A 12,449-nucleotide genomic window follows, 5' to 3' on the forward strand; every position below is an offset into this window, starting at 1 on the left:
GCGCGTCGCAAGGCGTGGTAACCCCGCGCAACCATCGAGCAATGGACGCACGAGCGAAGAGCGACGAGCGAGCGATGAGCGCCGCGCCCCGCGCGCCTGGGGGTTGTGCCGAGCGACCGCCCGAGTAGGCTACGCGCCCCATGGAGCGGCTCGAGAGCTACGTCGAAGGGCAGTGGAGCGCCGGTCGGGGAGCTCCCCATACGCTCGTCAACCCGGCGACGGAGGAGCCGCTCGCCGAGACGAGCACGGACGGGCTCGACCTCGCGGCCGCCGTGGCGTTCGCGCGGGCCGAGGGCGGCCCCGCGCTCCGCGCCCTCACGTTCGCCGAGCGCGGCGGGCTGCTCCGCGCCATGTCGCGCGCCGCGCACGCGCACCGCGACGCGCTCCTCGATGTCGCCATCCAGAACGGCGGCAACACCCGCGGTGACGCCAAGTTCGACATCGACGGCGCGATCGGCACGCTCGCCTACTACGCCGACCTCGGCGCCCAGCTCGGCGACGCGCGGCTGCTCGCCGACGGCGAGGGCGTGCAGCTCGGGCGCTCGCCGCGCTTCTTCGGCCAGCACATCCTGGTGCCGCGCCCGGGCGTCGCTGTGCACATCAACGCCTTCAACTTCCCCGCGTGGGGCCTCGCGGAGAAGGCCGCCTGCGCGCTCCTCGCGGGCATGCCCGCCATCACGAAGCCCGCGACGAGCACGGCGCTCGTCGCGTTCCGGCTGATGAAGATCTTCACCGAGGGCGCCCCGCTGCCGCGCGGCGCGCTCTCGTTCATCGCCGGCCCGCCGGGCGATCTCCTCGATCACCTCGGCGGCGAGGACGTCCTCGCCTTCACCGGATCGAGCGCCACCGGCGCGGCGCTCCGGCTGCTGCCGGGCCTCGCCCGCGAGAGCGTCCGCGTGAACGTCGAGGCCGACAGCCTGAACGGCGCGGTCCTCGGCCTCGACGCCGCCCCGGGCTCCGAGACGTACGCGATGTTCCTGCGCGACGTCGTGCGCGACATGACCCAGAAGGCCGGCCAGAAGTGCACGGCGATCCGGCGCATCTTCGTGCCCGCGTCGGTCATCACCACGGTGCGCGACGACCTCGTCGACCGCCTCCGCGACGCGCGGGTCGGCGATCCGTCGCAGGACGGCGTCACGGTGGGGCCGCTCACCACAGCCGACCAGCTCCGCGGCGTGCGCGCGGGCATCGAGCGCCTCGCGGCGGGCGCGACGGTGGCGCTCGGCGGCACCGGGCCCTTCGAGAAGATCGGGGTGCCCGACGGAAAGGGGTACTTCGTGCCGCCGACGCTGATCGTGGCCGGCGGCCCCGACGGCGCGCCCGCCGCGCACGAGCGCGAGGTGTTCGGCCCTGTCGCGACGCTCTTTCCTTATGACGGCGGGGCGGCGCACGCGGTGGCGCTGCTGCGCCGCGGGCGCGGGAGCCTCGTCTGCGCGGTCTACAGCGACGACCGCGGCTTCGCGGCGGAGGTGCTGCTCGGCGTCGCGCCGTACCACGGCCGCGTCCTGCTCGGCAGCGAGCGGATCGCCGATCAGGCGCCGGGCCCCGGCACCGTCCTGCCGCAGACGATCCACGGCGGGCCAGGCCGCGCCGGCGGCGGCGAGGAGCTCGGCGGGCTGCGCGGGCTCCACTTCTACTCGCAGCGCACCGCGGTGCAGGGGTCACGGCCGATCCTGGAGGCGATCCTCGGGACGAAGGCGGAGCCCCGGCCCGCGCCGGCGAAGCCGTAGATCGCGATGGCCTTGGTAGCTCTCCAAGAGGACTCTATGGTGAAGTCTCGCTCATGAGCGCGGGCCCGCAACTCATCGGCCGGACGATCGCAGGCCGCTTCCACATCACGGGCTTCATCGGCGAGGGCGCGATGGCGGCGGTCTACCGCGGCGTGCAGGACGCGGAGCCGCGCGACGTCGCCATCAAGATCATGCACCCGCAGCTCCTCGGCGACGCGACGTTCGTCACGCGCTTCCACCGGGAGGCCAAGGCGGCGTCGCGCCTGCGCCACCCGAACACGGTGCAGATCGTCGACTCCGGGGTCGAAGGGCACCTGCCCTACATCGTGATGGAGCTCGTCTCGGGGCAGGACCTGTTCGAGCTCCTGCTCGCCGAGCGCCGCCTCTCCGAGGCGCGCGCCGCGCGGATCCTGATCGGCATCACCGACGCGCTCGCCGCCGCGCACGAGCGGAACATCGTGCACCGCGATCTCAAGCCCGAGAACGTGATGATCCTGCGGGATCCCGCGGATCCGTCGGTCGAGCGCGTGAAGGTGCTCGACTTCGGGATCGCGAAGATGGTCGAGGGGGGCTCGCGGGCCGGCGACGACGGGCCGAACAGCGCGCCCATCAGCGTGTGGGGCTCGGTCACCACGGTGGGCGTGGTCGTCGGCACGCCGGCGTACATGTCCCCGGAGCAGTGCCGTGGCGACGCCATCGACGGGCGCAGCGACGTGTACGCGTGCGGGGTCCTGCTCTTCCTGCTCGTGACGGGGCGGCTCCCCTTCCCGCCCACGGACGTCGTGTGGCAGGTGGCGATGGATCACATCCGGAAGCGGCCGCCCGCGCCGAGCCTGTTCGTGCCGCAGATCCACCCCGGCCTCGAGTCGATCATCCTCACGGCGCTCGCGAAGCTGCCGGGCCAGCGGCAGCAGACCGCGCGCGATCTGCGCGACGAGCTCGAGCGCCTCCTGCCGCACCTGTCGGAGGCGCTGCTCCCCGCCGCGGCGGCGAGCGCGCCCGAGGACGCGCCGACAATCGAGTCGGCGATGCCTGTGTCGATCCGCAGCACGATGACCGCGGCGCCGCCGCTGCGCGAGATCGACCCGCCGCCGCCGGCGCAGCGCGGCGAGGTGCTCGCGAAGGCCATGTTCCGCGAGGGCGCGCTGTCGGAGGGGCCGCCGTCGAGCGCGATCTCGTCGCGCGCCGCGGCGCTGCCCGGCGCCCACGGGCACGACGCGCTGGCCGGGCCGACGTCGGAGGAGTTCTCGCGCACGCTCCCGCAGGCGCGGATCAACGTCCCCTCGAGCGACCCGCCGTCGAGCGACATCGTGATCCGCGACCGCAAGGACTTCCCGCCGCTCTTCCCCGCCGCCGGCGCCCGCGCGCCGTCCCCCCGGCCTGCCGCGCAGCAGACCGTGGCGCTGCCGCGGCCTCCCGCGCTGCCCACGGTCGAGGGCGCGCCGGCGCTCCTGGTCCGGCGCGACCGCCGGCCGCCGGCCCACGCGTCGGACATGTGGCTCGTCCGGCTCGTGGTGCCGATCGCGATCCTGATCGGGCTGGCGCTCGGGGTGATCGCGTTCTTCCTGAGCCGCTGACCTCTCGCGGCCTCGCACCGCCCGGGGCGCGGGCGGGCGCTCAGGCGTCAGCCGGCGCCGCGGGCGCCTCGAAGGCGGCGCGGAGCGCCAGCGCGCGCTGCTCGATCGCCGCCGAGGCCGGCGGCGGCACCGGCGCCTCCGCCTCGGCCGACAGCGCCATCGCGAAGGCGTCGATCGCGGCCTCGACAACGCCCTCGATCGGGCGCGCCGCGAGCTCGTCGGGCGCGTCGTGCACCGCCACCATGCCCATCAGGACCGCGCGCACGTGGGCCGCCGCCCGCGGCGGCGGCTCGGCGTCGGCGCCCCGCGCGGCGCGGCCCCCCGCGTCCCCGCCAGCGTGGGCCGCCGCCCTCGCGATCTCGGCCGAGAGCGGCCAGCTCAGGCGCGCCACGAGCCGCTCCTGGACGTAGGCGCGGACGCCGGCGTCCGCGCGCTTGCGCTCCTCGGGCAGCGCCGCGATCGGGCGCAGGTCGGCCGCGAGCTCCCGGCGCGCGGGCTCGAGCGCCTTGTCGATCGCCGCGGCGATCGTGCGCCGCTCGCGCCGCAGGTACGCCGCGCTCGCGCGCAGCCGATCGGCCTCGGCGCGCGCGCGGCGCACGGCCTCGCGGTCCTCCGCGGCGCGCGCGGAGGCCGCCTGGGCGAGCTCGGCCGCGATGCGGCCCGCCTTGCGCCGGAGCGCGCGCTCGCGGAGCGCCTCGCTCGCGTCGACGATCTGCTCGGCGAAGAGCGCCTCGACCTCGGCCCACCCCGAGGCCGCGAGCGCCGCCTCGTCGCCGAGCCGCCCCTTGAGCGAGAGCCGCGCCGAGAAGGCGATCGGCGGCGCGAGCGAGGCGATGGCGCTGGCCGCGAGGCTGTCGCGCACGTGCGCGAGCACCGTCTCCAGCGCGTCGGGCTTGAGCCGGTCGGCCTTGTTCGCGAGGATCTGCACCGGCACGCCGAGCGCGCTGATCTCGGAGAGCACGCGGCGCTCCGACTCCTTCATCGCCTGCGGCGCGTCGAGCAGCCAGAGGGCGACGTGGGCCTCGTCGAACGCCCGCCGCGCCTCGGCGATGTGGTCGGGGTCCGGCGCGTTGAAGCCCGGCGTGTCGAGGATCTCGACGCGCTTCAGCCGCTCGATCGGCGCGTAGATGAAGACGCGCGCGACCTTGTCGCCGGCCGCGGCGAGGGCGCGCAGCGTCTCCTTCAGCGCCGCGTGCGGCACGACGCGGTCCTGACCGCCGCGCACGACGATGCGCGCGAACGGGTCGGGCGCCCAGGCGACCCAGTGGAGCGTCGCGGTCGTCGGCAGCACGCCGGTCGGCGCCACGTCCTCGCCGAGCAGCGCGTTCAGGAAGGTGCTCTTGCCGGCGTTGAACTCGCCGACCACGGCGGCGCGGAGCGGGCGCTCGCGCTCGACGGCGAGCGACTCGGTCCCCGCGAGCAGGTCGAGCCGGTCGAGGAGCTTGGCCGTGCGCGCGAGCTCGCGCAGCACGTCGCCCCATGCGGCCGGGCGCGGCGCGGCGCCGCCCTGCGCGGGGGGGATCCACCCGCGCAGGATCGAGCGGCGGATGTCCTCGGCCCACCCGGCGCCCTCGCCGGTCACGGCGTCGAGCGCATCGAGCGCCTTGCTCCCCTGCCCCTCGGACGCCATCGCCGCGGCGTCACGCAGCCGGACGAGGTCGGGCGAGAGCGGCGGCGCCGTCGCGCCGCGCGTGTCCTCGCCCGCCGCCCGCGCGGCGAGCGCGTCGAGCGCGCCGAGGTCGCGCGTCTCGACGGCCATGCGGAGCAGCGCCGCCGCGGCCGCGCGGTCGCCGGCGGAGAGGCCGCGCGCGAGCGCGCGCCGCGCGTCGTCGCGCCGGCCCTCGGCGAACGCGAACGCGGCGGCCCAGGTCGGCTCGTCGAGCGCGCCCGCGGCGCGGACGACGCGGCGCACGCGGTCGACGACGAGCACGTCGCGGGAGGCGGCGACGAGCGCGGCGCAGAGCTCCGCCGCGCCGGGGACGTCGAGCACGAGCGCGCGGAGCCCGAGGTCGAGCGCGCGCGCGACGACGGCGGGCGGCGGCGCGCCCGCGGAGGGCCCCGCCGCGGCGCTCGCCTCGGCGAGCGCGAGCTGGGCGAGGACGAGCGCGGCGCGCCCCTCGATGGCGGCGGGCTCGCCCAGGATCTCCGCGGCGGCGCGCGCGCCGTCGATGTCGCCGCGCGCCAGCGCGCACGCGGCGCGGCGGAGGGCGGCGTCGCGGTCGGGCACGGTCGAGAGCGGCGCCGGGATGCGGTCGAGCCAGCGCTGCGCGCGCGCCGGATCGCCGGTGGCGAGGTCGAGGTCGCAGAGGTCGAGCAGCGCGAGGCGCGCGGCGTCGCGCTCCTCCGGCGCCGAGGCGGCCCGCTCGAGCGCGTCCCGCGCGCCGCCCCAGCCGACGCGCTGCCCCGCGCGCCCGAGGCGGAGCCACACATCGGCGCGCCAGGGCACGCGCTTCGTGAGGTCCGCGAGCGCGGTGACGACCTCCTCGTCGAGCCAGGCCTCCTCCGCGGCGTCGGCCCAGAGCGCCAGCCCGACGGCCGAGTCGGGCAGGACGGAGAGGATGGTGCGGGCGTGCTCGCGGGCCTCGAGCGGCATGCCCTTCGCGAGCGCGGCCTCGGCGGCGCTGCGCTCGTTCTCGAGGCCGAGCGCGAGGATCTCGACCCGCCCGAAGAATCGGTTCAGCGCCTCGACGAGCCTCGCCATGGGCCGGATGAAAGCCCCGGGAGAGGGCGGTCGTCCAAGAAAATCGGCCAGGCCGAGGGCGCGCGCTTGTTTGGTAGAGTGGCCCCGTGCCGCCGGACCTCCTCGCAGGGCGCGTCGATGCGCTGGTCGTGACCGCGCTGCAGGACGAGCTCGAGGCGGTGCTCGCGCTCGGCGAGGGCGGGCGGGACGGCTGGCGGGAGTCGCGGGATCCGGCCGGGTTTCCGTACTACGTCCGCGAGCTCCCGAACGACCGCGGCCAGCCGCTCCGCGTCGCCGCGGCGTGGTCGGGGCGGATGGGCGAGAGCGCGGCCGCGGCGAGGGCGCAGGGGCTCATCGAGGAGCTCGACCCGGCGTGCCTCGCGATGTGCGGCATCTGCGCCGGCAAGCGCGGCGAGGTGTCGCTCGGCGACGTGATCGTCGCGGACCGCGTCTACAGCCACGACGAGGGCAAGCGCGTCGCGCCCGGCGAGGGCGGCGACGGCGGGTTCTTCCACGATATCGAGACGTACAACCTCGAGCGCACGTGGAACATGGACGCCGCGCTCTTCGCGCGCGAGTTCGAGCGCGCGACGCCGCTCGCGCGCGAGCGCCCGCCCTCGAAGGCGTCGCAGGCGTGGTGGCTCCGGCACGCGCTCTACGCGAGCGTCGTCGAGGGGGCGCCCCCGCCCGTCGCGCTGCCGGAGCGCGCAGCGCGGTGCCCGGGGTGGACCGAGCGCGTCGGCGAGCTGGAGGCCGAGGGCGTGCTCCGCATCGGCGACCGCGGCCTCGAGCTCACGGACGCGGGCATGGCGCAGGTGCGCCGGGAGCGCGTGATCCACCCGGACGGCCCGCCCCAGGCCCGGCCGTTCCGCGTACACATCGGCCCGATCGCCACCGGCAAGGCGGTGCAGGAGGACCCCGCGCTGTTCGAGCGGCTGAGGCCGTTCGGGCGGAAGGTGCTCGGCGTCGAGATGGAGGCCGCCGCGATCGGCTACGTCGCGGAGCGCCTCGGGCGGCGGTCGATCATCGCGAAGGCGGTCTCGGACCACGGCGACCACGACAAGGACGACAGCTTCCGCGCGTTCGCGTGCCGCGCCTCGGCGGAGTTCCTCTTCGCGTTCCTGCGGCGCTACGCCTCGCCCGAGCGCGGCGAGCGCGCCGGGCGAGGCCGCAGGCTGCGCCGCTTCCCGGCGCGCGCGCGGGGCGGCCACGCGGAGCCGCACGGCGACGACATCCTCCTGCCGGGCGAGGGGCGCAGCGACGACTTCCTCTCGCGCGTCGAGCGCGTGTGCAGGCTGCGCGAGCCGGAGGGCGTCGAGATCGAGTGGTTCGACGCTCCCCTCCCCTTCGGCTGCTACCTGCGCGTGTCGGTCAACGAGGGCGGCATCGTCCGGATCGCGCCGCTCGCGGCGCTCGAGAGCGGCATCTCGACCGAGGCGGTCTCCGCGTTCCTGGAGAGCATCGACGCCTCGTACCGGCGCGACGATCCCGGCCTCGTGTCCACGCTCGTCTACGGCGGCGAGCCCGCGCCGGAGGAGCTCGCGCGGTACGCGAGCGCGCGGCGCGTGCGCCTCGTGCGGTTCCTCGAGTACCAGGGGCTCATCGACTTCCGCGGCTACCTCGCGTGGCAGAGCGCGAGCCTCGATCGGGACCCGACGTACCCGTCGGCGCTCTACGTCGAGCAGCGCGTCGCGCTCACGATGGGCCAGGAGGAGGCGCTGCGCGACCGCGCGCTCGACGCGTTCGCCGAGCTGCTCGACTCGGAGCACAGCCGGTTCGTGCTGGTGCTCGGCGACTTCGGCACGGGCAAGACGTTCCTCCTGCGCGAGCTCGCGCGGCGCATGGGCAAGGCGGGCGGCCCGCTGACGCCTGTGCTCATCGAGATGCGCGCGCTGGAGAAGGCGCGCGACCTGAACGCGCTCATCGCGCAGCACCTCGCGCTCGCGGGGCTCGGCAAGATCGACCTGCCCGCGTTCCGGCACATGCTCGCCGAGGGGCGGATCGCGCTCCTGTTCGACGGCTTCGACGAGCTCGCCTTCCGCGTGACGTACGACCGCGCGGTGGAGCACTTCGACACGCTGATCCAGGCGGCGCAGGGCAAGGCGGCGAAGGTGGTGGTCACGAGCCGCAGCCAGCACTTCATCTCGGAGCAGCAGGTGCGGTCGGCGCTCGCGGAGAAGGCGGCGCTCTTGCCCGGCTACCGGCTCGCGCGCCTCCAGCCGTTCACCGAGGCGCAGATCCACAGGTTCCTCGTGAACCGGCTCGGCGGCGAGGAGGCGGCCGACGCGCGCATGCGGCTGCTGGCGGACGTGAAGGATCTGCTCGGCCTGTCGGCGAACCCGCGGATGCTGGGGTTCATCGCCGAGATCGAGGAGGCGCAGCTCCGGCAGGCGAAGGCGGGCGACGGCGAGATCACGTCGGCTGGGCTGTACCGGCTCCTCCTGGACCGGTGGCTCGTCTGGGAGTACGAGCGCGCGCACCCGAGGGGCGCGCGGCCGGGCCTGTCGGTGGCGCAGCGGTGGCGGGCGGTGACGGAGCTCGCGACGCGGCTGTGGCAGCGCACCGAGCAGAGCGTGAGCATCCGCGAGCTGCCGCCGGAGCTCATCGCGGCGCTGCAGGCGCTCGGGCGGCACGAGCTCGACGTGGGCGTGGCGACGCACGAGATCGGGTCGGGCACGCTGCTCGTGTGGGACGACCAGGAGAACTTCCGGTTCATCCACCAGTCGGTGCTTGAGTGGCTGGTGGCGCGGGAGGCGGCCGAGGAGGTGCAGCGCGCCGGCGAGGCGTCGGCGCTCGCGCAGCGCGAGGTGAGCGACCTGATGGCCGACTTCTTCGGGGCGCTCGCCGGGCGCGACGCGGCCGCGACGTGGGCGCGGGCGGCGCTCGGCGGCGCGTGGGGGGCGGTCGCGGCGGCGAACGCGCTGCGGATCGACGGGCGGATGGGGCTCGGGGTGCGCGAGCGCATGAACCTCGCGGGGGCGGACCTGCGCGGGCAGGACCTCTCGGGGAAGGACCTCAGCGGCTGCGACCTGCGGGGGGCGGACCTGCGGGGGGCGAAGCTCGTGGGGGCCGACCTGAGCGGGGCGCGGCTCGGGGGGGCGCTGCTCGACGGGGCGGACCTCTCGGGCGCGGCGCTCTGCGGGGCGGATCTGACGGGCGCGACGGCGGTGCGGGCGCGCCTCATCGGCGCGGATCTGACGGGGGCGACGCTCGCCTCGGTGAGGCTGCGCGGGGCGAAGCTCGTGGGCGCGCGGGGCGCGCGGTTCGACGCGTGCGACACGTTCGGCGCGGCGATGCCGGAGGCGGCGCGGTTCGAGCCGACCTGGGTGCAAGAGAGCCGATGCAACGCCATGGCGATCAGCCCCGATGGGGCCGTGCTCGCATCCGGCCACGTCCGCTGGGTCGTGCTGTGGGACATGGCGACCGGCAGCGCGCTGCGCAGGCTGGATGGTCACTCCGACTGGGTCACGAGCCTCGCCTTCAGCCCTGACGGCGACACCCTCGCCTCCGGCTCCGAAGATCAAACGGTCCGGCTCTGGGACGTGTCGACGGGGAATGTGCTCGGCGTGCTCAAGGGGCACGTGCACCACGTGACGAGCGTGGCCTTCAGGCCCGACGGCGAGGTGCTGGCCTCCAGCGGTCGTGACAGCACCGTACGACTCTGGCGTGTGACCGCATCGAGTCAGGTCGGCGTGCTTGAAGGTCATCTGGGCGGGGCGATGGCCGTGGCGTTCAGCCCTGACGGCGAGACGCTGGCCTCCGGCGCTCATGACGCCACGGTCCGGCTCTGGGAGATCTCGACAGGCAACCTGCTTCGCGTGTTGAGCGGCCACCGGGGCGGCGTGCTCAGCGTCGCGTTCAGCCCTGACGGAGAGCGGCTGGCGTCCGGATCGATGGACTACGATATCGGGCTCTGGCAGACGTCAACGGGCGAGGGGCACATGCTGAAGGGTCACTCCCGGCACGTGCGGAGCGTCGCGTTCAGCCCTGACGGCGCGGCGCTCGCCTCTGCCTCGGGAGATGGTTCGGTGCGGCTGTGGCACGAGTCCAGCCTCATGTCGCACGTGCTCGAGGGCCATTCCGCTGGCGTGACGAGCGTCGCGTTCAGCCCCGACGGCGCGACGCTCGCGTCTGGCTCGAAGGACCGCACTGTACGGCTCTGGCAGGCGTCGACAGGAGGAGCCCTCCGCGTGCTGCAAGGGCATGCGAGGATAGCGATGGCGGCATCCTTGAGCAGCGATGGCGCCACGCTGGCGCTCGGATCCGAGGAGTCCGGCGTTCATCTCTGGCGCATGTCGACGTGGAGCGCGCTGCCGTCGCTGAAGGAGAGCGGCATATGCTCATCGAGATTGATCTTCAGCCCTGACAGCACGACGCTGGCGTTCACCGCGTACGACCACACGATCCGGCTGCGAGGGCTCAGCGTCGACGACGGCGTACGTGTGCTGAAGGGGCACACCGAGTACGTCACGGATATCGCGTTCAGCCCTGATGGGAGGGCGCTCGCGTCAAGCTCGTTCGACAGGACGGTGCGGCTCTGGCGCACCGAGACGGCAGATCCGCTTCGTGTCGTGGGAGAGCACGACGACATCGTCAGGTGCGTGGCCTTCAGCCCCGATGGAAGGACGCTCGCGTCAGGCTCGGTCGATCGGACCATCCGGCTCTGGGAGGTGAACGGCGAAGGAGCCGCGCGCGTGCTGGGAGATCACGAAAGCGTCGCGAGGTGCGTGGCCTTCAGCCCTGATGGAAGGACGCTCGCGTCAGGGTCGGACGACACCGTCGTGCGGCTCTGGTCGCTGGTCGTCGGCGGAGGCGAGCCACGCGCGCTCCGCGGCCATGAGAGCCGGGTGACGAGCGTGCTCTTCAGCCCTCACGGGACATTGCTTGCCTCGGCGTCCGACGACCGCAGCGTTCACCTGTGGGATGTGGTGACGGGCGACATCCTGCGCGTGCTGCGAGGGCACTCCGATGCGGTCATGAGCCTGGCCTTCACCCCTGATGGCAGCACGCTTCTCTCCAGCTCCACCGACGGGACCCTCCGCTTCTGGGACGTGCGCACCGGCGCGTGCATCGCCGTGCTCCTCATGCTCCCTGAAGGCTGGGTCGCCTTCCGCCCCGACGGCCGCTACAAGCTCGGTGGCAACATCGCGGGCGGCTTCTGGCACGCCGCCAGCCTCTGCCGCTTCGAGCCGGGCGAGCTCGACGCGCTGTTTCCCGACCTGCGCATCGCGGACGACGAGCCGCTGCTCCCCGTACAACGGCCTGCGATCGGCGGTGATTGAGCGCCGGTTGTGCCGGTTGCCTCGCCGCGCGCCGAAGCTCGCGCTGTCCCGCGCGCGAGGCAGCGCGGATTGTTGGCCCCGGCCTGGACAGGCCTGTAGACGGCGCCCGATGGGCTCGACCCGGACGGCCTGGCATGTGCTGCTCGTCGCGCTGCTCAGCCAGCGCGGCTCGCGGCGGTTCGAGGTGCGCAGCGAGGTGCCGCTCTCGACCGAGCCGCTCCGCGCAGACTACCTGCTGCTGCGCGGCGGCGCGGGGCCGAGCGAGCCGGCCGGCACGCTGAAGCGGCTCTGGGACCTGCTGCCCAGGGACACGATCGTCGAGTTCAAGAGCATCGGCCGTCCCTACCGCCGGCGCAACCTCGACCGGCTGTGCAGCTACCTGCACCTCTACTGCGCCGACGAAGCAGCGCGGATCGAGCGGCGGAGCGACCTGTGCGGCGTGCTGCTCGTCCCATCGCGCACCAGGTCGCTCGACGCGGATGTGGCCGACCTCGGGCTGGAATGGGGCGACCTCGGCGGCGGCTACTGGCGGCTCCACGGCGGCGCCTTCGCGCTGCTTGTCGTGGAGATCGACGCCGCGGCCGAGGCCGAGGACGACGATCTGCTACGCTTGTTCGGTCACGGCGAGGCGCGCACCATCGAGGCCCGCCGGTGGCTCTCGCAGCAGCTTGGAGCCGAGGAGATCGCCATGGAAATGCACGATTTGGAAGGCTTCGACGAGGTGGTCAGGAAGCTCCTGGCCACCCTCCCGCCCGAGCGGGTGCTGTCGGCCTACGCCCCCGAGCAGCGCATGGCGGGGTTGCCGCCCGAGCAGCGCATGGCGGGGTTGCCGCCAGAGCAGCGCATGGCGGGGTTGCCGCCAGAGCAGCGCATGGCGGGGTTGCCGCCAGAGCAGCGGGTCGCCGGCCTGCCGCCAGAGCAGCGGGTCGCCGGCCTGCCGCCCGAGCAGGTGCTGCTCGCCTTGCCGGACGAGGTGCTCCAGGCGCTCTCCGATTCCTACCTCGACACGCTCTCGGCGGAGACGCGCGCCGCCATCCGCGCGCGCATCGGACGGTAAGGGCAGCAGCACCCGCGACAGGAGCGGCAGCACCTGTTCACTGCGAAGCGCCAGGCAGAACGCACGCCAGCCACGACGCGCACGCGGGCGAGGTTCGCTGCTCCGGGACCCTCTCGCAAGGCG

General features: G+C 74.6%; 5 protein-coding genes. 4 read left to right on the forward strand and 1 reads right to left on the reverse strand.

Features of this window, described 5'->3' with window-relative positions:
- Nucleotides 1–140 precede the first annotated feature (140 nt).
- The gene (locus WMF42_RS18250) at nt 141–1,730 is read left to right on the forward strand and encodes a 3,4-dehydroadipyl-CoA semialdehyde dehydrogenase (protein ID WP_437693348.1); all 1,590 of its coding nucleotides are present in this window, start codon (nt 141–143) and stop codon (nt 1,728–1,730) included.
- Between the two features lie 53 nt (nt 1,731–1,783).
- Nucleotides 1,784–3,307 (forward strand): protein kinase domain-containing protein, encoded by a 1,524-nt coding sequence (locus WMF42_RS18255; protein WP_437693349.1) that lies wholly within the window; start codon nt 1,784–1,786, stop codon nt 3,305–3,307.
- Nucleotides 3,308–3,347: 40 nt separating this feature from the next.
- On the opposite strand, the gene WMF42_RS18260 is transcribed toward WMF42_RS18255, so the two are convergent.
- A complete protein-coding gene (locus WMF42_RS18260; RefSeq protein ID WP_437693350.1) occupies nt 3,348–6,008 on the reverse strand; it encodes a dynamin family protein in 2,661 nt (886 codons plus the stop codon).
- A gap of 86 nt (nt 6,009–6,094) precedes the next feature.
- Between WMF42_RS18260 and WMF42_RS18265 the strand changes: the two genes are divergently transcribed.
- Complete coding sequence (locus WMF42_RS18265; protein WP_437693351.1) at nt 6,095–11,269, forward strand: pentapeptide repeat-containing protein; 5,175 nt, start codon at nt 6,095–6,097, stop codon at nt 11,267–11,269.
- Between the two features lie 109 nt (nt 11,270–11,378).
- Nucleotides 11,379–12,326, forward strand: coding sequence for a hypothetical protein (locus WMF42_RS18270; RefSeq protein ID WP_437693352.1), 948 nt, complete (start codon nt 11,379–11,381; stop codon nt 12,324–12,326).
- Nucleotides 12,327–12,449 lie beyond the last annotated feature (123 nt).

The sequence above is a fragment of the Sorangium sp. So ce176 genome (assembly GCF_051519835.1).
GTDB classification, from domain to species: Bacteria; Myxococcota_A; Polyangia; order Polyangiales; family Polyangiaceae; genus Sorangium; species Sorangium cellulosum_G.